We start from the raw sequence: 22,580 nt of genomic DNA on the forward strand, positions 1-22,580 counted from the left end.
GCAATGGTGGCAATTGAAAACGTCACCATGTCCTTCGGCTCCTTCGTTGCGGTCCAGGATGTAAATCTGACGGTAGCCGATGGCGAATTCGTCGCCATTGTCGGGCCGACGGGCTGTGGCAAAAGTACGATCCTGAATGCAATCGCCGGACTTTTGAAGCCAGCGAAGGGATCTGTTTCCATCGATGGGGCTCTGGTCTCGGGCGTTCAGAATAACATCGGTTATCTATTTCAGCAGGACGCGCTATTCCCTTGGAAAACCGCGCTCGAGAATGTGGAACTAGGCCCCTTGTTCCAAGGTGTTGGCGCGGGCGAGCGGCGGGAGCGGGCTCTCAAATGGCTCGCGAAGGTCGGTCTCAAGGGCTTCGAAGACCGTTATCCGCATCAGCTTTCCGGCGGCCAGCGCAAACGAGTGCAAATGGCGCAGGCGCTGATAACGGGACCGAAGGTAATCCTGATGGACGAGCCTTTCTCCGCGCTCGACATTCACACTCGGCATTTGATGCAAAACGAATTGCTTCGCCTATGGCAGGAAGAGCAGCGGGCTGTGGTTCTGATTACGCATGATCTTGAGGAAGCGATTGCTCTGGGGGATCGTGTTGTGGTTCTGGCCTCAGGTCCGCGGTCGCGCGTCATCGACAGTTTCCCTGTCGATCTGGAGCGGCCTCGCGATGTCGCGGAGATCAAGCTCGATCCCCGTTTTACCGACCTCTATCGCAATATTTGGGCTTCCCTGCGCGGTGAAGTGGAGAAAAGCTATGAACGCCATGACTGAAAGACTTACCCAACTGGCATTGTTGCTGGTCATCGTCGGCGGTTGGGAAATCGGCGTGAACCTCGGCTTGGTCGATGTCTTCTTCTTTCCCTCGCCTGTCGATATCATAAAGCAGGTGTTCGCATGGGTTGCCGATCCAAGCTTTTTCAAGCACGTGAGCATCACGCTTACGGAAACGGTGCTTGGCTACGTCATCGGTACGGGACTTGGCGTCGCGGCAGGGGTATGGCTCGGACTGTCGCGCTCGGCTGCGCGTATCCTCGATCCGTTCATCAAGGGCCTGAACGCCATTCCGCGCGTGGTTCTTGCTCCGATCTTTGTCCTTTGGCTCGGCCTGGGCCTCTGGTCGAAGGTGGCCCTCGCCGTCACGCTCGTGTTCTTCGTCACCTTTTTCAACGCGATGCAGGGCGTGCGTGAAGTCAACCCCGTCGTGCTGTCGAACGCTCGCATTCTCGGCGCGAAGAAGTCCGAACTGCTGCGTCACGTCTATTTTCCGGCTGCGGCGAGTTGGATTCTGTCTTCGCTTCGAACATCCGTCGGTTTTGCGGTTGTTGGTGCGATCATCGGTGAATACCTGGGCGCATCGGCCGGTCTGGGCTACCTGATCGCGCAGGCGGAAGGCAATTTCGATGCCGTCGGCGTCTTCGCGGGGATCTTCATCCTGGCGGTGTTTGTCCTACTGATCGATCTGGTCCTGGATTTCGTCGAGAGCCGCCTGATCAAGTGGCGGCCGCGCGTAGCAGAACGCGCGACCTGATTCCGCAAAGAACGCCAAAAGCCCGCGTAACGATCGAACGAGCCCCGAAAGTTGGACAACAACTTTCGGGGTTTTGATAATCATCCCTGGTGCCGAGCGTTCCTCAAGAATCCTGTTGCCACGGGCCAAACAGAGCTCGTGCAATGCGCTCTATCTCGATCGGCTTTTCACAAAGAATGAAGCCGGTAAAGCGCGCCGGAATGATCGACGGATCATAGCCGGTTGCGAAGACGTAAGGGATATTGAGTTCATTCAGCCTATCGGCCACGGGAAACACCATTTCGCCGTCCAGATTGATATCGAGAATGGCTGCGTCGACATCTTCGTCCTGGATCAGTTCGAGAGCCTGGTCGACTCGCGCTGTCGGTCCGATGACAATGGCGCCGAGCTTCACCAGCTGACGGCGCGCTTCGTTTGCAAGAAGATACTCGTCTTCCACGATCAAAACCCGGCGGCCGGAAAAGAGGTGACTGTAGCCTTGGCTCATCTTCGGTCCATAACGCTTGATCTCCTCCGATAAGGGAGTTCGATGGTGTAGATCAACCCTTCCGACGTGAATTTGATCCGTTCCGCTGCCGTCGAACTGATACACTGCGAGATTCTTAGTCTGCTTGGTTTGCGCGAAACAATACCGGAAGGACGTAAAAAACGCACGGAACAAGCTGAAGACGGAGCCGTTCCTTAGTAGATGCGAAAAGCGCTGAGAAACTGGCTTCAATGCGCCGGCTCGCTCAGCACTAGATTGTTCACATGACTGGCCGCCATCCGCGCGGATATTTCGCGCCACGTTGTGGCGTCTACATCGGCGGGCGACGCAAATGCCGCGTCGATCGCGCCAGTATCGCGGCCACAAGGAGAGCGTCGTGCACGATATATCCCAATCCACTAATCGCGAGACCACTGATCTGGAGGCCGAAATCGTAGATCTCATTCCGGCTCTTCGTGCCTTTGCCAGAACTTTCCATAGAAACTCCGTCGATGCCGATGATCTGGTTCAGGAAACCTTGACCAAGGCGCTCGCTAATATTGGACAGTTCGATCCAGGCACGCGGTTGAAGTCCTGGTTGTTCACCATCATGCGCAACACTTTCTGCACCAAATTCCGCATAGCCAAGCGCGAGTCGCCCGGAACCAAGAAATGCGTCTCCGGTGTTGGCGTGGAAGCGCCGTCGCAGGAGTGGACGATCCGCGCGAAGGAACTGGAGCGTGCCTGTAATCAGCTGCCGGAGCCTTATCGCGCGGTGCTCGAATACGTTGTCATCGAGGGGCGCTCCTACGACGACGCGGCCGAAAGATTCGATTGTGCGATCGGCACGGTCAAGAGCCGCATCAACCGGGCTCGCCGGCACCTGGCCGCGCAGCTCGATGAGGACTTCGACTGGCGGCGTTGATCTTACTGTGTCTTTCAGCGAAGCGGTGGTCTGATGAATGTTCCCTCGGATATGGATCGAAGCCTCACCGGCAACGTGCCGATCGAGGCTAAGGCCGTGCCTCAATTGATCGACCCGGATGCTGAGCCTTTTGTCGCTGCCGCCGTCCACGATCTCGCGGCATCGCAGATCCCGTTCCTGGTCGCCGGCACTTATGCGGTCAGCGCCTATACCGGAATTTCCCGTCCCACGAAGGACTTCGACGTCTTTTGCAAGGCGGGCGACTATGCGCGCATTCTCGCGCATTTTCAGGACAAGGGCTACGCGGTGGAGGTCAAGGACGAGCGCTGGCTGGGGAAGATCTCGAAGGGCCCCCACTTCCTCGATGTGATCTTTGCATCGTCAAACGGAACGATGCCGGTTGGCGATGAGTGGTTCGAGGACGCCCGCCAGCTCGAAATGTGCGGTTGCTCCGTCCGCGTCGTGGGGCCTACCGAACTCATCTGGTCGAAATGCTTTGTCCAGCTGCGGCACCGCTACGATGGCGCCGACATCGCGCATGTGATCCTGAAGGCCCATGACAAGATCAACTGGAGAAAATTGCTGGGATATTTGGAGGTGAACTGGGAGGTGCTGCTAATCCAGCTTCTCAACTTTCGCTGGATCTATCCCTCCGAGCGCGACAAGGTTCCCGATTGGCTGATGGATGAGCTGCTCGATCGCTTAAGTGCACAACGTGACTTGCCCCTGCCGCAAATGAAGATTTGCCGAGGCCGAATGTATTCGCGGGTCGATTTCCAGATCGATGTGGAGGAATGGGGTTTTGCCGATGTGGGCGGCGAGGGCGAATTGCGCACCGACGAGGAGAACTGACCATGGCCAACGATCAGCGACGAAAATTGAGGGTAGCCGCCGTTGCCGACCTTCACGTGAAGGAAGATCGGGAGAAATCCTACAAGTCGCTTTTTGCGGATATTTGTTCGGAAGCGGATGTGTTGGTGATTGCCGGCGATCTGACTGATCTCGGCAAGCCGAAAGAGGCCGAATTGCTTGCCGCAGACCTGCGCAACTGTACGGTGCCGGTGGTGGCGGTATTGGGCAATCACGACTATGAAAGCGGCGCCGTCGAGGAAGTGACGGCCATTCTCACGGATGCCGGCGTGAAGCTTTTGGATGGCAGGGCCGTCGAGATCGAGGGTGTTGGCTTCGTCGGCGTGAAAGGGTTTGCCGGAGGGTTCGGACGTCATATGTTGAGTTCTTTCGGAGAGCCTGCCATCAAGGCGATGGTCGCGGAAAGCGTCGACGAAACCATGCGGCTGGAAAACGCCATGCGCCAGGTTCGCGCCAGTCGATCCATGGTGGTTCTTCACTATGCGCCGATCACCGAAACCGTCGTCGGCGAACCACCCGAAATCTTTCCTTTTCTCGGCTCGTCGCGCCTTGCCGAAACGATCGACCGCTTCAAGGTCGATGCAGTTGTCCACGGACACGCACACCGGGGAAGCTATGAGGGCCGCACACCCGCGGGAGCTCCCGTCTATAATGTTGCGGCCCATATCGAAAAGCCAACGGGCAAACCATACGCGCTCATCGATCTCTAGCGACGAACCTGACGGGCATCGGTCCATTGCCGCCGATATGAGCGATGGGGAACAGAAATGCCTGTCGTTGGTTCTTTGTAGGAATCGAGGATCTTCATCGTGACTGCACAGGGAAAAACCGGCCAGGCAATGGATCCGGCAAGATCGAAGCGAGTGGATGGAGCTCGAGAAGGCTGGCGAATGACAAATGCATGCATGTCACCCGCCGGCTGATGCCCGCAGAAGGTTGAGACATCAAACATGACATGGGAGGTCAGCAGAGAATTCCTGGATCGCATGTTCTGGATCGGCGCCTTTCTGGTAAGCCTCGGGGCAGCCGCCGTCATCGGCAATGCGCGAGAAGGACGGCAATATCGAACGGATCCTTCGGTAGGGGCCGCTTTGGATGAACTGCGCCTGATGCCGAACGGGATCAGCGGCGCTCCCCCGGAAATCTACTTCGCGCTCGGCAAACCCTACGAGACCACCGCTTACGATCTCAGCCAGGGCAAACGGCTCTATTCCTGGTTCGGTTGCGGAGCATGCCATGGTGACGGGCGTGGCGGGACCGGCCCGTCTTTCCTGGATGGCTGGTGGCTCTATGGTCCGGAGATGGTGTCGATCGCAGCCTCCATCCGCGACGGCCGCCCGCATGGAATGCCGGCCTTTCGCGACAAGATGACGATCGACGAGATCTGGCAGCTCGCAGGCTACGTCCAGACGATTGGCGCATATAAGGCAAAGACCACCGCGCCGAGCCGCAATGACGACAAGCAGACGCGCCCGGCAGAAAACCGCGCGCCGGCGGCAATCCTGTTCGATGAAGGCCCTGCCGCACCGAACGCAACGCAGGGGCCATCGCCTTGAAAGCGGGCGCTGCCGTTTTCCTGTTCCTTTCGGCCATCCTGATTGCAGGATGCAACGGCGCTCAGTCGGCGCTGAACGCTGAGGGAGCCGCGGCCGTTCAGCTCAAGCATCTCATCATCGGGATCGTGGTCGTCTGCTGCGCCGTGTGGGCACTGGTCATGTTCGCGCTGGTCCTCGCATTGCTGCACGCCAGGACGCCGAGGGAAAGTCCAAGCTCCGAAAGTGAGCGGCGGATGGGCAAGCTGGTAACGGCGGCTGTTGCAGCGACCGTTGTCGTCATCGCCGGTTTGACGATTGCGAGCTTCTATGCAACGCGCGGCCTCGGAATGTCCGCGGATGCCGGTCTCGCGATCAAGGTTCGCGGGCAGCAATGGTGGTGGCAATTCATCTACGATGATGCCGATCCGGCCAAGTCCTTTCAGACGGCCAATGAGATGCATATCCCGGTTGGCGTCGATATTCGCATCGAGCTCGAAAGCTTGGATGTCATTCATTCCTTCTGGGTACCGAGCCTCGCCGGTAAACGCGACCTCATTCCCGGCCGGCAGAACGTCATAACCATACGAGCGGAGCGGCCAGGTGTTTATCGCGGTCAATGCGCGGAATTCTGCGGGCTTCAGCACAGCCATATGGCGCTGTTCGTCATTGCCGAGGATATGGCTGACTATCAGCGCTGGGCCGCCGCACAGAGGGCGAGTAGCGTATCGTCTGCCGATCCGGAGGCGACTGCCGGCAAGGCTCTCTTCATGCGCAAGCCCTGTGCGGCCTGCCATACCATACGCGGAACCGAGGCATCGGGATCGACGGGGCCGGACCTGACCCATGTCGGGAGTCGCCAGACGATCGCGGCAGGGTTGCTCGATAATACCCGCGGTTCACTTGCCGCCTGGATCGCCGATCCGCAGACATTGAAACCGGGAAACAACATGCCGATGGTTCCGCTCTCCGGTGATGAGCTGCGGCAGCTTTCCGCCTATATGGAAAGCCTCAAATGACGAAGGACGGCAAACCAACGCAACCGACAGATCTGATGTTCGATGACGGCGAGTTAGAACGGCGGCTCGCGCAGACCTGGATGACGCCCGCCGGTGTCTGGGGCGCTCTGACGACAGTCGACCACAAGATCATCGGCCGCCGTTACATCGTTACCGCATTCGTCTTTCTTGCCTTGGGCGGGTTGCTCGCGCTCGCGATGCGGCTGCAATTGGCGCAGCCGGAGGCCCGCTTCATCGGTCCGGACCGCTACAATCAGATTTTCACCATGCATGGCTCAAACATGATGTTCCTGTTTGCCGTGCCGGTCATGGAAGCCATGGCAGTCTATCTCGTGCCGCTGATGGTCGGCACCCGCAATATCGCCTTCCCGCGCTTGAATGCCTTTTCCTATTGGATCTATCTGGCCGGCGGTCTGCTGTTATGGATCTCGTTTGCGCTCGATACCGGGCCCGATGTCGGATGGTTTGCCTATGTGCCCTTGTCAGGACCGCAATATGGTGCGGGCAAGCGCGCCGACCTCTGGGCGCAGATGATCACTTTCACGGAAGTTGCCGCCTTGGCCGTTGCGGTCGAAATCGTCGTCACCGTCTTCAAGCAGCGTGCGCCGGGCATGTCGCTCGACCGCATTCCGCTGTTCGTCTGGTCGATGCTCGTCACGGCCTTCCTCGTCATCATGGCCATGCCGGCAATCATGCTCGCCAGCTCGACGCTGATCCTCGATCGTCTGGTCGGGACGCATTTCTACAATCCCGCGGAGGGCGGCGATGCGCTGCTATGGCAGCACCTGTTCTGGTTCTTCGGCCATCCCGAGGTCTATATCATCTTCCTGCCGGCTGTCGGCATGGTGTCGACGATAACAGCGACCTTCTCGCGCCGCCCCGTATTCGGCTATCTCCCGCTTGTCATGGCCCTGATCGCGACCGGAATCCTGGCTTTCGGTCTTTGGGTGCATCATATGTTCGTTGTCGGCCTGCCGAAGCTAGGCGAGAGCTTCTTTACCGCCTCCAGCATGGCGATCGCCATTCCGGCCGGCGTCCAGATATTCTGCTGGCTGGCGACGCTATGGGGCGGGCAACCAGTGCTCAAGACGCCGATGCTGTTCGTTCTCGGCTTCATCGTGACTTTTGTCATCGGTGGGCTGACCGGGGTGATGGTCGCCTCTGTGCCGTTCGACACCCAGGTACATGACACCTATTTCGTCGTCGCACATTTCCATTACGTCCTGGTCGGCGGCGCCGTCTTCCCATTGCTCGGCGCCATCTATTACTGGTTTCCCAAGGTGACTGGACGGATGATGAGCGAGACGCTCGGCCGCTGGGCGTTCGGGCTGATCTTTACTGGCTTCAATCTGACTTTCTTTCCGATGCATATCCTGGGTCTCGAGGGCATGCCGCGGCGCATATATACCTATCAGCCGGAAATGCCCTGGGCCGGTTTGAACATGTTCGTCAGCCTGAGCGCCGTCATCCTTTCGCTGGGATTCCTCGTCTTCTTCATCGATGTCATTCGCAGCGCTCGATCCGGGCAGATCGCCGGCGAGAATCCATGGGATGCATCGACGCTCGAATGGGCGACATCGTCACCGCCGCCGTGCTTCAATTTCCGTCGTATTCCGGTGGTCGCCGCTCGTGATCCGCTGTGGTCGCAGCCCGATGAACTCGCGGTTGCCGGCGGGCTGCGCACCGACCGGCGCGAATTGATCGTCAGCAGTGTCGTCGAGGCGCAACCCGAAGCAAGCGAGTCCTCGCCACGAAATTCGATCTGGCCGCTCCTGGCCGCTCTTGCCACCACGGTGATGCTGATCTGGTCGATCTTCTCGCCTTGGGCGGTCATTTGGGGGTCAATTCCGATCGGGATCACGTTGACTGGCTGGTTCTGGCCGAAGCAGACGCCGGAGGATGAATCATGAAGGAGCGTGTCGTCCTCGATGTTTCAAGGCTGCCGCCTCATGGCATGGGGAGAGCAAGCCCGACCTGGTGGGGAACCTGCGCCTTCATGCTTATCGAAGGTTCCGGCTTCGCGTTGGCGATCGCAGTCTATTTCTACCTGATGAGCCTCGCCCCGCACTGGCCGATCGACGCGCCGGCGCCCGGCCTCGTTCCTGGAACGACCCTGACCGCGATATTGCTGGCAAGCCTCGTGCCGAATATTCTTTTGTCCCGCTGGGCGCGGCAAAGAGATCTGCGCAAGGTGCGGATCGGGCTTATCGTCATGTCGGTGCTCGGGGCGGTGCCGCTGATCCTGCGCGGTTTCGAATTCGCTGTCCTCAACATACGCTGGGACGACAATGCCTATGGCTCGATCATCTGGACCATGTTGGGGCTTCATACGACCCACATCGTCACGGATCTCATCGATACGCTGGTACTGACCTGCCTGATGTTTTCGAAGCATGCCGATAATCCGCGCCGCTTCGGCGATGTCGAAGATAATGCAATGTACTGGAACTTTGTCGTGGTGGCGTGGATTCCCTTGTACGCATGCATTTACTGGGTACCACGCCTATGATGACCATGGCCGCAAAATATGGCGGATTGATCCTCGCGCCCCTTATTTGGGCCGGCAATACCCAGCTTGGTCAGGTTCTCCCCTATGTCGATTGCAGCCGGCATACGCATTGGTCCATCCTGACATCTTCCGTCGCAATTCTGCTTGCGTTGGCGAGCGCGGCGATCCCGCAGGCCGGTTCGACCCCGGAGGAGGCGCGAACGGGGCTGTTTCTCCGCCATCTCAGTGTCCTCGTCGGGCTCGCCTTCGCCTTCGCGCTTTTCCTGCAGGGAGGAGCCACGTGGCTCTTGAACGCATGCGAACATTAGCCGCCCTCATGATCCTGCTGATGACGGGGCGGGAGGCTGCCGCGCATGGCGCGGAGGCGCATCTCCTTCATTCTGTCTGGACGATCGACCCCTGGATCGTAACACCGTTAGCGGTCGCGGCTTTTCTTTACGGCCGAGGTTGCTGGAGGCTGAGGCGACGCGTTCGAATGAGCCGATCTGTCGTGGCGAAGCGCGCTCTTTGTTATTGGGCCGGCTGGCTGACGCTTGCCGGTGCGCTGCTGTCTCCGTTGCACTGGCTCGGAGAGCAGCTCTTTACGTTTCACATGATCGAGCACGAAATCATCATGGCGATCTCCGCTCCGATGATTGTCATTGCGCGGCCGGCCGGCACGTTCCTATGGGGGCTGCCGGATCGGCTGAGGCGCTGGACGGGAAGGGCGATGAGACGGCGCTCCGTGCGCATCGCCTGGCACTGGCTGAGCGGAGGAACCAATGCCACCCTGTTGCATGCCGTCGCCATATGGGCCTGGCATGCGCCGATCCTGTTCGATGCCGCCGTCGCCGATGTCACGCTGCATCGTCTCCAGCATCTGAGCTTCTTCGCCACCGCTATCCTGTTCTGGTGGTCGATCTTCTGGCGCAGCAATCGCGGCGTCGCGGCGTGGCATCTGTTCCTGACCATGCTGCACACAGGAGCGCTCGGTGCGCTGATGGCGCTGGCGCCACGCGTCCTTTATGTCGCGCAGACGCATACTGCGGAAACATGGGGCCTTACGCCGCTCGAGGATCAGCAGCTCGCCGGGATGGTCATGTGGATTCCAGCCGGGACGATTTACGCCGGCGCGGCGCTCGCAATGGCAGCGCTATGGATAGCAAATGCCGGTAGGGGAGCGGACCATGTTCAGCACATCCGCCCATTATAGATACTGCGGTATCTGGCTGTGTGCGGCAGCCATTGCAGTACTTTGCACTGTGATCGGCGTAAACTGGGCAAAGACTTCGCAGCAGCGATTGCAGGTCGCGCGCGTGCTGACCGGAGGCGGCGATCCCTCCCGAGCACCACCGATCTTTCGTCGGTACGGCTGCACCGGATGCCATCAAATCCCAGGGATCGCCGGTGCGGATGGCCAGGTTGGCGGCGCATTGTCTGGCCTTCAAAAACGGGTCTATATCGCCGGCGTCGTCAACAATACGGGCGATAATCTCGTTCATTGGATCGTGTCGCCGCAGGATTTCTCGCCCAACTCGGCGATGCCGAAAACAGGGATCTCGCAAGCCGAGGCCCGCGATCTCGCCGCCTATCTCTACACTCATTAATCCCGTTTAAGGATGCGGCGTCGGTCGAGGAGGCAGGCTCTTGATGTAGCGCGCGATGGCATCGCGATTGCTCTGCGGCAGCATCGCCATGTTGGTGACGACCTCGGCCATGGACGAGCCGACGCGGCCATGGTTGGGCGTGTTGCCGCTCTTCAGCATTTCCGCGATGTCGGCTTCGGACCAATTTCCGATCCGGCTCGGCGTGATGTTGGGAACGAAGCCTGTGCCCTCAGGATCGATGCCGCCGGCAAATCGCGTTTCGGGCCTTATGGCACCCAATCTATTGCGGGAAGAATGGCATTCCGCACAGTGGCCCAGGGACTCGACCAGATAGCGTCCACGAGCGAGGACAGGATCGGTGCTGACGGGTCCTTGCATCTGCCCTTCGCGAAAGAACAGCAATTTCCAAAAGCCCAACAGCCGGCGCATGCGGAACACGAAAAACAGATCATGCGCGGGCGGGCGACCGGAGACTGGAGCCAGTGTCCTCATATAGGCCCTTAGATCCCTGATGTCCTCGACACGCATGCCCGTTAAGCTTGGATAGGGAAATACCGGATAATAATGCTGATGTCGCGGTGAAACCCCGCCGATCAACGCATTGGCAAGGTCCACCGTGCTCCAGCTTCCTATGCCATCGACGGGATCGGACGATATATTGGGTGCCCGAAATATTCCGAAGGGTGATGCGAGCGCGAGGCCGCCACCCAATCTCAGACGATCCTTCTGGCCTGGGGTGGCATGGCAGGATGCGCAGTCGCCGGCGGCGAAAATGAGCTCGCCCCGAGCTGGGTCGCCATTGCCCTGAAGGCGCGGATCATCGGGCGCAAAAGGCATGGCGGGTTCCGTCACGAACCAGATCAGAACGGCGGCCAGCATGGCCGCCAGGCACAGCCAAATCAGAATGCGCATGGTTCTATCGACCGATCCCATGGAGCGTGAATGATGGCGCTCTCATAGAACTGATGATCGAGCCATCCGTTCCGCTTTGCGGGCGGCGGACCCCAGATTATCGGCAGACACTCGCATGGACTATGTACATCAGATCTTCGCGGTTGCTCCACCTTCCCGCAGGAGCAGGAACTTCTGGGTGACAGCCGCCAGGTTGACATTAAGCCAGTTTGCCATGGCCTCTTCTTCTTCGAGATTGGACTGAAGGGCTGTTTTGCCGGCGGTAAAACCGCCGGCATCGGCGACAGTCAACAAGGACTTGTATGCGGCGATTTCGAAGTTTTCGAAAGCGAAATTGGCGAAGGAATTCTTCAGGATCTCGTCGCCGGCCAACGTGTGACCCATGGCTGTCATCGCGCCGGTAAACGACAACGCCATGTCCTTGAGTGTCGAATGGTCTTCATCCAGCCCCTCGAGTACGTCCTCAAGGCGTATGATCTGGCCCTCGGTCTCTCGAATATGCTGCTCGAGTTTCGCGGCGATTTCAGGATAGTTCTCGATGCGCGACAGCTGCGGCTTCATGATACTGAGCGCCTGATTTTCCATCGCATGGGCATTTCTGAGGCCGACGATAAAAGCGTCGCGGATTTCGTTGTCTGCCATGATGTCCTCCATTGACTGGAAACTCCGAACACAGACATGCCGGCGTTGTTCCTGCGGAAGGCTGGCCGCTGGAAGATTGGCAGGTATGCGGGCATGCGTGTGGCAGCATCTTGGCCTCAGCGGATTACCGGGTATTGGATCGCCGCAGGGGATACGGACGGCATGGGAGCCGGGACATCCTCAAGAACCCTGGTTGCTTAGTCGTGCTCGACGAGCGTGGATGTCGTTGAAATGCGTCTCAGCAGTGATCTTCACGAGGTTTCCGTGCGCAAGTGCCAGCAGCAGGGCAGAGGTATGAATGGCTTGGCAGATTCCACCTGTGATGGCTTTGTTTACCGCTTCGGTTAAAGGCAGCTGACGCAGTACGACACGTTCTGAAGGATCGTTCATCGGCGCTTGGCTCTCCATCAGCCCGGTCGCTAGAACGATGTGGCTATAGTTGGTTTGCATGGCTGGATTGGGTGCAAGGCGCCCACAATATTGCCAATGGCGAGCCTCGAAGCCGGTTTCTTCAAGAAGTTCACGCTTTCCGGCTTCCAAAGGCGTTTCGCCTGCGTCAATTCCGCCACCGGGCACTTCGAGCGATACGATACCGAGCCCATGGCGGTACTGTTCCAGCAACAGGACCGAGCTGTCGTCACCGATTGCAACGACGTGGACCCAGTCAGGATATGAAAGAACGTAATAGGGAGAAATCGAGTGACCTTCGCTGGTTACGCAATCATCGGCCCTCACATCGATCCAGCGATCCTTCAGAACTTGGCGCGATGATTGAATTGTCCACGGCTTCAATTCCATTGTCGATCCCTTTGTTAAGCGGCACTCGGCCAGGAGAATGGGGTGATCTCGAGCCTCGGAGCTCTAGCGGCAATCTCCGGCGATGCGCTGGGTGCCCTTCTCAACGCGCCGCCGCGATAAAGGTGCCGCGGACGAGCGGGAAAACCTCCTTCCGCGTATGTGGATCAAGCCGAGGTTTCTTAACGATCGGATGACCAGAATGCGAAGCCGGGCACCGATCGCTGCTTTACAACATCGGCGAGACAATGCTTCCAATCGATACACGATCATCTCAATGCACGATCGTCGTGGCGGCGGATGTTGCTGGCTCCAAGAGATCCTGCTGTTCGACGAAAGAGGAAATATGCACTGACATTCACCCCTGGCAAGCTGGCAGGGGCGCTGCATGAACGGAGGAACCAACCTATTCCTTCGAGCGTGATTTGATCCGATTGTCTGCGGAGACCCTTACGCCTGGTTTGCCTATCGGCGTAACCCGCTCTTTTTCAAACACGTTCGGGGCCATGCCTTCCTGCTCGCTCGATTGGCGGACCGGAGCAGGATTGCGAGATGCGTTCTTCCCGGAGAGAGAGTTCCGTCCGCCGGATTTTGCTTCGCTGTCTGCCATGACGGATCCTTTCTTTTTAAAAGAACCTTACCGAGAACGGACCGCGAAGTTCCGCAAATAGTTACGGATTATTCCCGATACCGGAACCTGAAATTTGCCCCGCAAACAACCGGCTGCTCGAGAGCGGCGCTTTCCGGCCGCCCCAGCGATGACAAGTTGTTGGGGACGGCAAGTTATTGCCGATCCACATGGAACTTCCGTCGATCTCGAAGCTTAGGCGGAAAAAGGTATCCGTTGATGCGATCGTTTCATGGCAGCCTGATCATTCTTATGTGCCTGTTGGCTGCAACTGACCGTGCCCGGATGGTCTCGCAATGAAGCACGGCGAGACGGCCGTTACCCGGCATCATTTCGAAGGATTTAGCCTGCTCGGCCGCGGCCTCATCTCGGGCGCGGCTGACGACGATCCCTCGGCAATTGGTACCTATGCCAGTGCCGGTGCCCGCTTCGGCGTCGGGATGCTTTGGACCGCCCCCGTCACGCTGCCGATGATGTTCACGGTTGTCTATCTCTCGTCGAAGCTCGGACAAGTGACGGGACGTGGATTGTTTCAAGTCGTCCATGACAATTATCCGCGGTGGCTTCTTTACATAGCATTGGTCGGGGTTGTCTCGGGTAATACGATCGAGGCCGCCGCTGATTTAGGCGGCATGGCCGCTGCCGTCGGTCTTTTCGTGCCGTTTTCCGTTCCCTTGATCGTCACTGTGACAGCGGCCATCATGCTCTGTCTCCAGGTCGTTGGATCCTATACCCTGATTCGTCGCATTTTCCGCTGGCTTGCACTCAGCCTACTGGCCTATGCAGGCGCGGCCGTGCTCTCGAAGCCGGATTGGACGGAGGTCCTCAAGGGCACGCTCGTTCCATCCGTCGAATTCAACGAGGAGTTTCTTTCGATCATCGTGGCGATCATCGGGACGACGTTATCGGCCTATCTCTACACTTGGCAGTCCAACGAGGAGGTCGAAGAGAAAATCGCTGCAGGAAAGACGACCCTGCGCGCCAGACAGGGTGTCAGCGGCTCGAAATTGGCCCGCTCGCGCAGGGAAATCTTTGTCGGCATGACATTTTCCAATGTCGTGATGTATTTCATCATCCTGGCGACCGGTTCAACGCTGCACGTTCAGGGGCAGACCAATATCGAAACCGCGGCTCAGGCAGCCGAAGCGCTGAAGCCGATCGCCGGAGAGGCGGCTGGATACCTGTTTGCGGCAGGAGTGGTATCGGTTGGATTTCTAGCGGTTCCGGTCATGACGACGGGAGCGGCCTATGACCTTGCCCAGTCCATCGGCATCAAGGGCAGTCTGAACGCCACCGCCCGCGAGGCGCCGGGTTTTTATCTTATCATAGCAGCCGTGACCGTGGTTGCCGTCGCCATGAACTTCTTTGGCCTAAATCCGATGAAAGCTCTTGTATGGTCCGGCGTCGTCCAAGGGTTCTCCACTCCTCCCCTTTTGTTGTTGCTCATGTTCATCACGAATAATGAGGCAATCATGGGCGAGCATGTGAATTCGCGCCTTATGAACATCGCCGGCTGGCTGACGGTTTTGGCCATATTCTCGGCTAGCGCCGGGCTGGTGGTGACATGGTTTGTCTAGATAGGGGCTTATCTAGATGGGGCTGAGTGGCCAGGCCCGTCTTCGGTCAGTTTCAAGGTATGCGGCGATCGATGGATGTAAGCCATCCGTATCGGAAAACATTTGGGCTTTTTCACACGCGGCAGAAGATCTGACCTTGGAGGCTGAGATTGGCCCGCATCGACGCAACGCGGCGTTCGGCATCTGCCAGGTCATAGGCCCAAAAACTGATGCCAAACGTCCGGCCGTCAATTCTGTAATCCGCCAGGAAGCGAAACATGGCACGACCGCGATGATCACTTGTGCAAAACGCCGGTTCGGGATCGCGATCGCTCCGGCGGACCAGCGGAAGCTGGATCACGTTCATTATCGAAACTCCTAATCACTTCGCCTGCTTTCCCAAGGAGCTTGGGAAAACCGGGGTTGCAGCCACGTCCGAGCCGGATGAGGCGTGGCCCGTCTTCACTCGCCGTCGCTCATCTACTTTGCGAGCTGTTTGGCCATTTGCAGATGCTGCTCGAGCTTCGGCCTCGTATTGGAAGCCCAGGTTTTCAGGTCCGCGTTTTCGCCACCGTTTCCATATCTTTTGAAAAGATCCACTGCATTCGCATGAGCAGAACGCTGATCCGCATCGTAGCGCTTGGTGAAGTCATTTCCCTGCATTTTCTGCAGCCGCACCAGCATCTTCTTCTGACTTGAGGTCATCTCCGTCGGAATCGTCGCCTGGACCTTTCCGCTGTTGACGAGATCTTTAAGCTGATCCGTCGTCTTTGTGTGATCATCGATCATCTGCTGTGCGAATTTCTTCGTTTGATCATTGCCGCGCTGCAGTGCGAGCTTGCTTGATTCGATTTCGAACATGTCGCTCGTTGCGGCTTCATTGACGAAGTCCTGCGTATTCGGCGCTGCGCCTACCAGAGAGTTGACACCTGTCTTCTCCGCTGCTGATTGGGAGTATGCCGGCGCTGCCGTCAGTGCCAATGCAATGGTGACAATCGTGAGTTTCATAAGGCTCTCCTTCCTACACTGGTCTCGGTGGCTCCGAGGATGATCCATCTGATTTGCTTGACTGACCGCTTGAGGTGCGCGGCTGGCCATTTCGACAGGAGCTTTTCACCGCCTGACCGGTTCCTTCGAACTAGCCAGAACGCAACTACGGCAGATGTGGAATGTTCCTAGATTGGAATAAATAAATGCCTGACAGATCGGCGCCAGTTCCGCTGCTCCCGGGGGAACAATCGATGGGACTGGATGTTCGATAGTTCCGAAGCAGCTTTGGCTGCATATCCGATTGCAACCCGCTCGGCATTTGAAGGAGGTACACAATGGCTCACGCAGGAAAAAAGCAGTTCTCCCGTGGCTCGAAAGGCAAAGGCGATGCGTCCGGCGCCGCTACGACTCTCGATGAGGGCCGGATTGGAGAAAATGCCGTTCTGTCCAATCGCGACAAGGCGCAGCATTCAAGGCAAAGGGGCCTCGACAGCCGGAACATCCAGACGGAACAATATCGCGATCATGTCAGTAATCGCCGCTGACGCCGGCAGGCGAACGAACAAAACGAACCCGTCATATGCAGCATCGAGATTTCGGTAAATTCCGCCGGACGGCGCTTCCGCAGGGATCCGGAGATGATGACCGGCCGGTGCTGCCTATCAAGCGACAATGAACCATCTACGCAGAAACCGGTTATTGCCTTGAATCATTCGCAACGATTGCAGCCCCGCCACCATGCAGGAAATGACCAAGCCAGCGCTGACAGGCATCGCAGATAGGGCGAGTTTTCTCATCAACGGCAAGAAATATTTTTCATGCCTGGCCAACGCACTGAAGGAGGCCAGACAACAGATCTGGATTGTTGGCTGGAATTTCAACCCGGAAATATTGCTGGAACCGGAAGATCCGGGAACGATCTTGGGAGATGTCCTGGAACGCGCCGTCCAATCCAATCCGGATTTGGAGATCCGTATTCTGGTTTGGGCGCTCGGGCCAATCTATTCGGATAAATCGCTGAAGGCATTCTTTGGAAAAACTTTCCCGAAGAGCAATCGTATCCAACTCCGCTTCGCGTTTCAGCCTGTCTTGCTCGGCTGTCATCATCAAAAGCTTGTTTGCATCGATGACAATGTCGCATTCCTCGGCGGCATCGATCTGGCATCGCGCCGATGGGATACACGCGGCCATGGGATCAGGGATCAGCGCAGACGGGATTCGGAGGGCTTGCCCTACGAACCGGTGCATGACCTGCAGGTGATGGTAAGCGGGCAGGCGGCAAGAGCTGTCTCCTGGATCGCCAGACAGCGATGGGCAGCGGCAACAGGCGAGCAGCATGGACACCTGGCAGGTGTTGACGATCTTGGATTTCGCTATGACGGCTCCCTTTCTCTTTCCGGTATACCGTTCGAACTCGCTGTCTCGGGGCCGATGAAAGGAGCGCAGGCGGATGACAATCCGGGAGTAGCCTTAACCAAACGGGTGATCGCGGCAGCAAAGCGCCACCTTTACGTCGAAACGCAATATCTGGCGTCCTTCAACGTCGCTGACGCATTGGCCGCGCGTTTGAAGGAGAAGGAAGGGCCCGAGATCGTGATCATATGTGCGCACGGTTCGCATGGTCTCATCGAAAAGATGATCATGGACGCGAATAGGGACAGGATCATTACCAAACTCAAACAAGCAGACGAGTTCGATCGTTTGCGCATTTTCTATCCGGTCATTCCAGACGGGAAACGACAGAAATCGCTGTTCATTCATTCAAAGCTGCTGATCGCGGACGACAACCTGGTGCGAATTGGCTCGTCGAATCTCAATCACCGCTCGGAGAACCTGGATACGGAATGCGATATTCTGTTTGAGGCGCAAAGTGCGGAACATAGGATGGTCATCCGCAATCTGCGTCATAGCCTTCTTTCGGAATTCCTCGGCTGTTCTGCCGAGGCGCTCGATCAGATCCTTGAACAAGGCCGCTCGCTGATCCACGCGATCGCGACGCTCGATCTCGGCGCAAGGGGCTTGAAACCGCTTCACTCGAAAAGCCGGAAAATGACGCCCGTTGTGGGCACGGCCTTATTCGACCCCGTACCGCCTTCGCGGCCGCCACGACTACATCGTCTTGCTGGCCGGTTGCGTCGCATGTTGCGATTTGGCTGAATGCCGTCTGAAGACCAGTTCGGTGGTCAGCATCGCGATTGCGCCGACCAGAAGCGGAATGAGATAGTAAATCAGCCGAAACACAATCAACGCGCCGATCGACGCGGCGTTCGGAACAGCATATGCCAGCACCGCCTCGAGGACACCGAGGCCCCCGGGGACATGCGTGGTCAGGACGAGAGTGTTGGCAAGCACGAACGCGGCGATGGTACGGAAATAGGAGAGGTCTGCATAAGCCGAAAACAATGCATAAAGGCATGCCGAGACGAAGGCGAAATTGGCCGTGCCGATTGCAATTTGCGCCAAGGCTATTCCGGCTCGAGGCAAGGCAAATGACCAATTCCAGAGGGTCAATCTTCCTCGCAAGTATCTGGCCAGAATACCATAGCTCGCGGGAATGCAAAGAAGAGCACCACCCAATATCCGCAAAGTTGTCGTGTCTGCCCGCGAAAGCGCAACGATATCCTCCGAATCGACAAGCAAGGCGATACCGCCGATGGTTATCAAGCCGAGAGCGACCGTCACGCCGGAAAATAGAATGATTTTCGCGACATCCTCCATGCTCAAACCCCAGCGGGCGTAGTAGCGGTAACGAAACGCACCGCTGCTGAGCCCTGCAAAACCGATACTGTGACCCATCGACAGACTGATGAATGATGCCAGTGCGATTTTGGGGTATGGCAAGGACTTTCCGAGCGAAAGAATTGCCAGATAATCGAAACCGGTCAGACAGATGTAGGAAGCCACGGCACAGAGGAAGGCAGCCGCAAGATGCGGGAAGGGAAGTTGGTGAAGCGACGCGCCGATCTCTTCAAGACTATAGTGCGAAAGAATCCGATAGAGAAGAAAGAGCGCCAGGCAAAGCGCGCCGAAGATCGCCGCATTCCATATCGCGCCTTTCAGGGTCATCGGATCCGCCTTCGTTCGCACCGGTTATTCGAGCGGAACGACTTGATGACTTCAGTGTTCCCAACATATGGCCTCTCAGAAACGAATCAGAATACTCACCTATAACGTGCACAGCTGCATCGGCACCGATCGCAGGGTCGACCCGGCACGTATCGCATCGGTGATTGCTCAAGCAGAGGCCGATATCGTGGCGCTACAGGAAATCGATGTTCGCCGTTTGCGGACAGGGCACACCGATCAGGCAAGTATGATCGCATCGCTTTTGAAGATGGAGGCTCATTTCAATCCAACCCTGACATTCGCCGAGGAGCAATATGGAGATGCAATCATAACCAGTTGGCCGACAAAAGCGGTCAAGGCCGGTCCGTTGCCCTCAAGAGGCGAGCCACGCGGCGCGCTTGCGGTCGAGATCGCGATCGGCGATGTCACATTGAATGTCGTCAATACGCATCTCGGTCTTCGTGGGCGAGATCGTATCCAGCAAATGACAGCGTTGATTGGCCCCGCATGGCTGCATGCTTCCGTGAATCCCAAAGCGACGATCCTGTGCGGCGATCTAAACGCTATTCCCGCATCCGCCACTTATCGGCTGATCAGCCGGCTGCTGAAGGATGTCCAGCTTTTGGGAAATCGGCCGTCATATGCCACCTTTCCCTCCAGATACCCCCTGATGCGCCTCGACCATATATTTGTCAGCAATGACATTCGGGTCATCGGCAGTGCCGTTCTGCGCAACAAGCTGACTGCGGTTGCATCCGATCATCTGCCTGTTATCGCCGATCTGATCCTTGAAGGTTAGCGATTGCCTGAAGGATCGAGGTATCCCAGAGCCGGAACGCCGTCGGCAAACCTGGCGGGCATCTCCGTGTCGGCGGGGAACATTCGATCATTCGCACGGTTTGAAGGCCAACAAGAGCGCAAGCCAGCACTGCGGGTGGCGTGCGCTTGAAAGGCCCCGGTTTCATAGCTGTCAGCAGGACAACGGAAGATCACATGCTGGATCAGAACCGCTTCGCCGGTCATGTGCATGCACTGAATACCGCCGGAAATAGCTTTATCGCCGACGGTGGCGGTCGCCAGGCGGGTGTGCTGACATTCCATGGCTGTATCAACTACGGATCCTATTGGCAGGCGCGCTGTCTGGTCGAGGGATTGCGGTCGATGAACGTCGACGCGGTCCTGCTGAACCACAAATCAAAACGCATCGATTTCGCCGAGTGGCGTTGCGCGTTTCGGCCCGAGCTTCCAATTGCGACTTCGGCGGAAGATTACCCGCTTTACCGAGAGAAGATCCGCAAATTCCTTGATGCGGTTTCCCGGCTGCCGCTCTCTGCGCCGTTCGCGTTGGAAGGCCCTGTCGTCGTTGAAGATATTCCGCTCGTCATCGTCGGCAGCGACGAGGTCTGGAATTTACATCATCCCTGGTATGGCGGCCGCAACCTGTTCTTCGGCGAAGGTCTGCAGCAGCATCTCCTTTCCTCCTATGCCGCCAGCTTTGGCAATTTCAGTTCGCCGGGGCAACTGAACGGCTACTGGGTTGATAGGCTGCGCGATTTTTCCCGCATATCGGTTCGTGACATGAATTCGCAGCGCCTGATCGGTGAAGCCTTGGGGATAGAAGCCGAGTTGGTGCTCGATCCGTGTCTTCAGTTTCCGCAAGCGATCCTGGACGTCGGCAAGGAAGCATCGATCCCGCCTTATGTGACGGTCTACGGACATAGTTTTCCGGCTTGGTTTCAGAAAATGGTCCGCAACTGGGCTGATGCAAACAATACCAGCTTGATCAGCATCGGATACAGGAACGGTTGGGCTCATGAGCACCGCATCGACGCGGGTCCTGTCGATTTCGCCCGTCTGATCGGAGGCGCCAGCGGCGTGGTGACGAACTTCTTTCACGGCTGCGTGTTTTCTCTCGTCAATGGCAAGCCCTTGGCCTGCGTTCTCTCCGATTATCGGTCGAACAAGCTGAGTGATCTGGCGGCCATGGTGGGAATCGAGGACAGCGTCATATCCGAATCCAGCCCGTCTTCCCATTTGAATGTGGCCTTGATGGAAGCTCCAGCGCCGGATGTCATCCGCCGGATCGAAATCCTTCGTCACAACTCGAGCACCTTTCTCAATCATGTCGTCGAGCAGGCATTCTGACCAGCCGGGGAATTCCGGCCCCGTGAGCCCGGCCGATGTTATTCGGTCCGGTCTCTGTATCGGATGCGGTGCTTGCGTAGCGCGTTCGGATGAAGATGACGTCCACATGGATTTCGATCGTTTCGGTCAGTGGAAGCCGCATGCGAGCGACAGCTGGATGCGGGATCGAACGACGGATTTTGCACATCTATGCCCATTCTCGCCCGTTAGCGAAAACGAGGACGGTCTTGCGAAAGGGCTTTTTCCAGATGCAGCGAAGACCGATCCTCATCTCGGGCGGCTCGAAGCAACATTCGCCGGCCATGTCACGGAGGGCGCCTTTCGCGCCGGCGGCAGTTCGGGAGGTATGGTGACCTGGGTTGCAACGGAACTCCTTCGTTGCGGCCTTGTCGACGCTGTGGCGCATGTTGTCGAAAGCAGCGGCCCCGCAAGCGATGGCCGCATGTTTCGCTACGCGCTATCACGCGATCCGCATGGGCTAAGCGCAGGCGCCAAATCGCGTTATTATCCGGTCGAGATGTCGCAGGTGCTGGAGCAGATCAAGAGGATTCCGGGCCGTTATGCAGTGGTCGGAGTTCCCTGTTTCATAAAAGCATTGAGATTGTCGAGCAGCCTTGATCCGATCCTGAACGAGCGCATCGTTTTCACGCTCGGGCTTTTTTGCGGCCATATGAAGAGCGCGCGCATGACCGAGAGTTTTGCCTGGCAGATGGGTCAGCGCATTCAAGATGTCGAGCGGATCGATTACAGGTCAAAGTCCCCGGACCGGCCGGCCAACTGGTATCGCGCCAGTTTAGCCCTGCAAAATGGCGAGGTTCGCGCCAAGGACTGGTGGAACCTCGCAGACGGCGACTGGGGCGCCGGCTTTTTCCAGAATTCCGCCTGCAACTATTGCGACGACGTGGTTGCGGAGACGGCGGATATTGCCTTCGGTGACGCCTGGCAGGAACCCTATTCCTCAGATGGGCGAGGAACCAATGTCGTGATCGTGCGTTCGAAAGCGCTTCTCGGGCTCATTCGCGGGGGAATGGAATCCGGACGCATTTGCCTCTCGCCCGTTGACGAAGCCTTCGTTGTCAGCACCCAGGCCGCCGGTTTTCGGCAAAGACGGGAAGGCTTGGCCTTCCGCCTGAGTTTGCCGCGATTTGGTATGCGTCCCCGCAAGCGCGTCTCGGCGGCGCGACATCGGTTGGGTGCCAGGCGCAAGATGATCTATGGGATGCGCTTTGGCATCAGCTTCTGGAGCCATCGTGTTTTTTGGCTCGCCCGCCGGATGCATATGCCGGGCCTCTATCTGAACTGGGCTCGCCTCATGCTGAGCTGCTACCATGCGCTGGCCTATTCGCGCGGACCATTGGGCCGGTTGCTCGATCGCTTTTGTCCGGACAGGAAGCCATGAGGAACTGAT

Annotated in this window: 26 protein-coding genes; 18 read left to right on the top strand and 8 right to left on the bottom strand. The window is 57.8% G+C overall.

Translation table 11 applies throughout. From position 1 onward, the window contains the following. Nucleotides 1-3 precede the first annotated feature (3 nt). Nucleotides 4-774, top strand: a complete 771-nt coding sequence (locus tag DQ393_RS31185) for an ABC transporter ATP-binding protein (protein ID WP_162736931.1) — start codon at nt 4-6, stop codon at nt 772-774. After that, nucleotides 758-1,531 carry an ABC transporter permease gene (locus tag DQ393_RS31190; RefSeq protein WP_112345550.1) on the top strand — a complete coding sequence of 258 codons (774 nt, stop codon included), beginning with the start codon at nt 758-760 and terminating at the stop codon, nt 1,529-1,531. Before DQ393_RS31185 ends, DQ393_RS31190 begins: the two co-directional genes overlap by 17 nt. A gap of 103 nt (nt 1,532-1,634) precedes the next feature. Here the strand turns inward: DQ393_RS31190 and DQ393_RS34250 are convergent, their stop codons facing one another. Then, nucleotides 1,635-2,318 (bottom strand): response regulator, encoded by a 684-nt coding sequence (locus DQ393_RS34250; RefSeq protein ID WP_348628036.1) that lies wholly within the window; start codon nt 2,316-2,318, stop codon nt 1,635-1,637. 76 nt (nt 2,319-2,394) lie between these two features. Between DQ393_RS34250 and DQ393_RS31200 the strand changes: the two genes are divergently transcribed. The 10 genes from DQ393_RS31200 to DQ393_RS31250 all read left to right on the top strand — a co-directional run bounded on the left by DQ393_RS31200 (nt 2,395) and on the right by DQ393_RS31250 (nt 10,438). Then, complete coding sequence (locus DQ393_RS31200; protein ID WP_245430523.1) at nt 2,395-2,922, top strand: sigma-70 family RNA polymerase sigma factor; 528 nt, start codon at nt 2,395-2,397, stop codon at nt 2,920-2,922. Nucleotides 2,923-2,955: 33 nt separating this feature from the next. Beyond that, entirely contained in the window at nt 2,956-3,774 is an 819-nt protein-coding gene (locus DQ393_RS31205) for a nucleotidyltransferase family protein (protein WP_112345553.1), read from the top strand. Between the two features lie 2 nt (nt 3,775-3,776). Then, entirely contained in the window at nt 3,777-4,502 is a 726-nt protein-coding gene (locus DQ393_RS31210; protein WP_112345554.1) for a metallophosphoesterase family protein, read from the top strand. Between the two features lie 276 nt (nt 4,503-4,778). Continuing rightward, on the top strand, nt 4,779-5,348 hold the full coding sequence (locus tag DQ393_RS31220) for a c-type cytochrome (protein ID WP_112345898.1): 570 nt from the start codon (nt 4,779-4,781) through the stop codon (nt 5,346-5,348). After that, nucleotides 5,345-6,343 carry a cytochrome c oxidase subunit II gene (gene coxB, locus DQ393_RS31225; RefSeq protein WP_112345556.1) on the top strand — a complete coding sequence of 333 codons (999 nt, stop codon included), beginning with the start codon at nt 5,345-5,347 and terminating at the stop codon, nt 6,341-6,343. Before DQ393_RS31220 ends, coxB begins: the two co-directional genes overlap by 4 nt. Continuing rightward, nucleotides 6,340-8,253 carry a cytochrome c oxidase subunit I gene (gene ctaD / locus DQ393_RS31230; protein WP_112345557.1) on the top strand — a complete coding sequence of 638 codons (1,914 nt, stop codon included), beginning with the start codon at nt 6,340-6,342 and terminating at the stop codon, nt 8,251-8,253. Before coxB ends, ctaD begins: the two co-directional genes overlap by 4 nt. Then, nucleotides 8,250-8,852, top strand: coding sequence for a cytochrome c oxidase subunit 3 (locus DQ393_RS31235; RefSeq protein WP_112345558.1), 603 nt, complete (start codon nt 8,250-8,252; stop codon nt 8,850-8,852). Before ctaD ends, DQ393_RS31235 begins: the two co-directional genes overlap by 4 nt. Next, nucleotides 8,849-9,160, top strand: coding sequence for a hypothetical protein (locus DQ393_RS31240; protein ID WP_112345559.1), 312 nt, complete (start codon nt 8,849-8,851; stop codon nt 9,158-9,160). Before DQ393_RS31235 ends, DQ393_RS31240 begins: the two co-directional genes overlap by 4 nt. Further along, the gene (locus DQ393_RS31245) at nt 9,148-10,044 is read left to right on the top strand and encodes a cytochrome c oxidase assembly protein (RefSeq protein WP_112345560.1); all 897 of its coding nucleotides are present in this window, start codon (nt 9,148-9,150) and stop codon (nt 10,042-10,044) included. Before DQ393_RS31240 ends, DQ393_RS31245 begins: the two co-directional genes overlap by 13 nt. Beyond that, nucleotides 10,019-10,438 carry a c-type cytochrome gene (locus DQ393_RS31250; protein ID WP_112345561.1) on the top strand — a complete coding sequence of 140 codons (420 nt, stop codon included), beginning with the start codon at nt 10,019-10,021 and terminating at the stop codon, nt 10,436-10,438. The genes DQ393_RS31245 and DQ393_RS31250 overlap by 26 nt, the downstream gene beginning before the upstream one ends. Nucleotides 10,439-10,444: 6 nt before the next feature. Here the strand turns inward: DQ393_RS31250 and DQ393_RS31255 are convergent, their stop codons facing one another. From DQ393_RS31255 to DQ393_RS31270, 4 genes are all read right to left on the bottom strand, one after another. After that, nucleotides 10,445-11,350 carry a c-type cytochrome gene (locus DQ393_RS31255; RefSeq protein ID WP_112345899.1) on the bottom strand — a complete coding sequence of 302 codons (906 nt, stop codon included), beginning with the start codon at nt 11,348-11,350 and terminating at the stop codon, nt 10,445-10,447. 129 nt (nt 11,351-11,479) lie between these two features. Next, entirely contained in the window at nt 11,480-11,992 is a 513-nt protein-coding gene (locus DQ393_RS31260) for a ferritin-like domain-containing protein (protein ID WP_112345900.1), read from the bottom strand. Between the two features lie 180 nt (nt 11,993-12,172). Beyond that, a complete protein-coding gene (locus DQ393_RS31265) occupies nt 12,173-12,790 on the bottom strand; it encodes an NUDIX hydrolase (RefSeq protein WP_112345562.1) in 618 nt (205 codons plus the stop codon). A 403-nt stretch (nt 12,791-13,193) separates the two neighbouring features. Beyond that, nucleotides 13,194-13,397, bottom strand: coding sequence for a hypothetical protein (locus DQ393_RS31270; protein WP_112345563.1), 204 nt, complete (start codon nt 13,395-13,397; stop codon nt 13,194-13,196). A gap of 314 nt (nt 13,398-13,711) precedes the next feature. Here DQ393_RS31270 and DQ393_RS31275 point away from each other — a divergent pair, with 314 nt between their 5' ends. Continuing rightward, complete coding sequence (locus DQ393_RS31275; protein WP_112345564.1) at nt 13,712-14,992, top strand: NRAMP family divalent metal transporter; 1,281 nt, start codon at nt 13,712-13,714, stop codon at nt 14,990-14,992. 112 nt (nt 14,993-15,104) lie between these two features. On the opposite strand, the gene DQ393_RS31280 is transcribed toward DQ393_RS31275, so the two are convergent. Then, nucleotides 15,105-15,338, bottom strand: coding sequence for a hypothetical protein (locus DQ393_RS31280; RefSeq protein WP_112345565.1), 234 nt, complete (start codon nt 15,336-15,338; stop codon nt 15,105-15,107). A 113-nt stretch (nt 15,339-15,451) separates the two neighbouring features. Next, on the bottom strand, nt 15,452-15,979 hold the full coding sequence (locus DQ393_RS31285; protein WP_112345566.1) for a DUF4142 domain-containing protein: 528 nt from the start codon (nt 15,977-15,979) through the stop codon (nt 15,452-15,454). Nucleotides 15,980-16,296: 317 nt separating this feature from the next. On the opposite strand from DQ393_RS31285, the gene DQ393_RS31290 reads away from it, so the two are divergent. Both DQ393_RS31290 and DQ393_RS31295 read left to right on the top strand, forming a co-directional pair. Then, nucleotides 16,297-16,506: a hypothetical protein gene (locus DQ393_RS31290; RefSeq protein WP_112345567.1), complete on the top strand. Its 210-nt coding sequence runs from the start codon at nt 16,297-16,299 to the stop codon at nt 16,504-16,506. 193 nt (nt 16,507-16,699) lie between these two features. Further along, nucleotides 16,700-18,118 (top strand): phospholipase D-like domain-containing protein, encoded by a 1,419-nt coding sequence (locus tag DQ393_RS31295; protein ID WP_245430524.1) that lies wholly within the window; start codon nt 16,700-16,702, stop codon nt 18,116-18,118. Here the strand turns inward: DQ393_RS31295 and DQ393_RS31300 are convergent. After that, nucleotides 18,071-19,027 carry a lysylphosphatidylglycerol synthase domain-containing protein gene (locus tag DQ393_RS31300; protein ID WP_112345568.1) on the bottom strand — a complete coding sequence of 319 codons (957 nt, stop codon included), beginning with the start codon at nt 19,025-19,027 and terminating at the stop codon, nt 18,071-18,073. The two genes, DQ393_RS31295 and DQ393_RS31300, sit on opposite strands and share 48 nt — an antisense overlap. A gap of 67 nt (nt 19,028-19,094) precedes the next feature. Between DQ393_RS31300 and DQ393_RS31305 the strand changes: the two genes are divergently transcribed. The 3 genes from DQ393_RS31305 to DQ393_RS31315 all read left to right on the top strand — a co-directional run bounded on the left by DQ393_RS31305 (nt 19,095) and on the right by DQ393_RS31315 (nt 22,571). Continuing rightward, nucleotides 19,095-19,826 carry an endonuclease/exonuclease/phosphatase family protein gene (locus DQ393_RS31305; RefSeq protein ID WP_112345569.1) on the top strand — a complete coding sequence of 244 codons (732 nt, stop codon included), beginning with the start codon at nt 19,095-19,097 and terminating at the stop codon, nt 19,824-19,826. Nucleotides 19,827-20,020: 194 nt separating this feature from the next. Beyond that, on the top strand, nt 20,021-21,172 hold the full coding sequence (locus DQ393_RS31310; protein WP_112345570.1) for a polysaccharide pyruvyl transferase family protein: 1,152 nt from the start codon (nt 20,021-20,023) through the stop codon (nt 21,170-21,172). A gap of 106 nt (nt 21,173-21,278) precedes the next feature. Continuing rightward, nucleotides 21,279-22,571, top strand: a complete 1,293-nt coding sequence (locus tag DQ393_RS31315; RefSeq protein ID WP_112345571.1) for a Coenzyme F420 hydrogenase/dehydrogenase, beta subunit C-terminal domain — start codon at nt 21,279-21,281, stop codon at nt 22,569-22,571. Nucleotides 22,572-22,580 lie beyond the last annotated feature (9 nt).

This window comes from Martinezella tropici (assembly GCF_003287875.1).
Taxonomy (GTDB): domain Bacteria; phylum Pseudomonadota; class Alphaproteobacteria; order Rhizobiales; family Rhizobiaceae; genus Rhizobium; species Rhizobium tropici_C.

Excerpts from the sequence above, each read along its gene's own strand:
- DQ393_RS31300 (WP_112345568.1), bottom strand. The coding sequence starts at position 19,027 with ATGACCCTGAAAGGCGCGATATGGAATGCGGCGATCTTCGGCGCGCTT.
- DQ393_RS31245 (WP_112345560.1), top strand. The coding sequence starts at position 9,148 with ATGCGAACATTAGCCGCCCTCATGATCCTGCTGATGACGGGGCGGGAG.
- DQ393_RS31235 (WP_112345558.1), top strand. The coding sequence starts at position 8,250 with ATGAAGGAGCGTGTCGTCCTCGATGTTTCAAGGCTGCCGCCTCATGGC.
- DQ393_RS31210 (WP_112345554.1), top strand. The coding sequence starts at position 3,777 with ATGGCCAACGATCAGCGACGAAAATTGAGGGTAGCCGCCGTTGCCGAC.
- DQ393_RS31205 (WP_112345553.1), top strand. The coding sequence starts at position 2,956 with ATGAATGTTCCCTCGGATATGGATCGAAGCCTCACCGGCAACGTGCCG.
- DQ393_RS31265 (WP_112345562.1), bottom strand. The coding sequence starts at position 12,790 with ATGGAATTGAAGCCGTGGACAATTCAATCATCGCGCCAAGTTCTGAAG.
- DQ393_RS31185 (WP_162736931.1), top strand. The coding sequence starts at position 4 with ATGGTGGCAATTGAAAACGTCACCATGTCCTTCGGCTCCTTCGTTGCG.
- DQ393_RS31270 (WP_112345563.1), bottom strand. The coding sequence starts at position 13,397 with ATGGCAGACAGCGAAGCAAAATCCGGCGGACGGAACTCTCTCTCCGGG.
- DQ393_RS31305 (WP_112345569.1), top strand. The coding sequence starts at position 19,095 with ATGGCCTCTCAGAAACGAATCAGAATACTCACCTATAACGTGCACAGC.
- DQ393_RS31280 (WP_112345565.1), bottom strand. The coding sequence starts at position 15,338 with ATGAACGTGATCCAGCTTCCGCTGGTCCGCCGGAGCGATCGCGATCCC.
- DQ393_RS31220 (WP_112345898.1), top strand. The coding sequence starts at position 4,779 with ATGTTCTGGATCGGCGCCTTTCTGGTAAGCCTCGGGGCAGCCGCCGTC.
- DQ393_RS31260 (WP_112345900.1), bottom strand. The coding sequence starts at position 11,992 with ATGGCAGACAACGAAATCCGCGACGCTTTTATCGTCGGCCTCAGAAAT.
- DQ393_RS31275 (WP_112345564.1), top strand. The coding sequence starts at position 13,712 with ATGAAGCACGGCGAGACGGCCGTTACCCGGCATCATTTCGAAGGATTT.
- DQ393_RS31295 (WP_245430524.1), top strand. The coding sequence starts at position 16,700 with ATGCAGGAAATGACCAAGCCAGCGCTGACAGGCATCGCAGATAGGGCG.
- DQ393_RS31190 (WP_112345550.1), top strand. The coding sequence starts at position 758 with ATGAACGCCATGACTGAAAGACTTACCCAACTGGCATTGTTGCTGGTC.
- DQ393_RS31290 (WP_112345567.1), top strand. The coding sequence starts at position 16,297 with ATGGCTCACGCAGGAAAAAAGCAGTTCTCCCGTGGCTCGAAAGGCAAA.
- DQ393_RS31250 (WP_112345561.1), top strand. The coding sequence starts at position 10,019 with ATGTTCAGCACATCCGCCCATTATAGATACTGCGGTATCTGGCTGTGT.
- DQ393_RS31285 (WP_112345566.1), bottom strand. The coding sequence starts at position 15,979 with ATGAAACTCACGATTGTCACCATTGCATTGGCACTGACGGCAGCGCCG.
- DQ393_RS31240 (WP_112345559.1), top strand. The coding sequence starts at position 8,849 with ATGATGACCATGGCCGCAAAATATGGCGGATTGATCCTCGCGCCCCTT.
- DQ393_RS31310 (WP_112345570.1), top strand. The coding sequence starts at position 20,021 with ATGCTGGATCAGAACCGCTTCGCCGGTCATGTGCATGCACTGAATACC.
- DQ393_RS31315 (WP_112345571.1), top strand. The coding sequence starts at position 21,279 with ATGGATTTCGATCGTTTCGGTCAGTGGAAGCCGCATGCGAGCGACAGC.
- DQ393_RS31255 (WP_112345899.1), bottom strand. The coding sequence starts at position 11,350 with ATGCGCATTCTGATTTGGCTGTGCCTGGCGGCCATGCTGGCCGCCGTT.
- ctaD (WP_112345557.1), top strand. The coding sequence starts at position 6,340 with ATGACGAAGGACGGCAAACCAACGCAACCGACAGATCTGATGTTCGAT.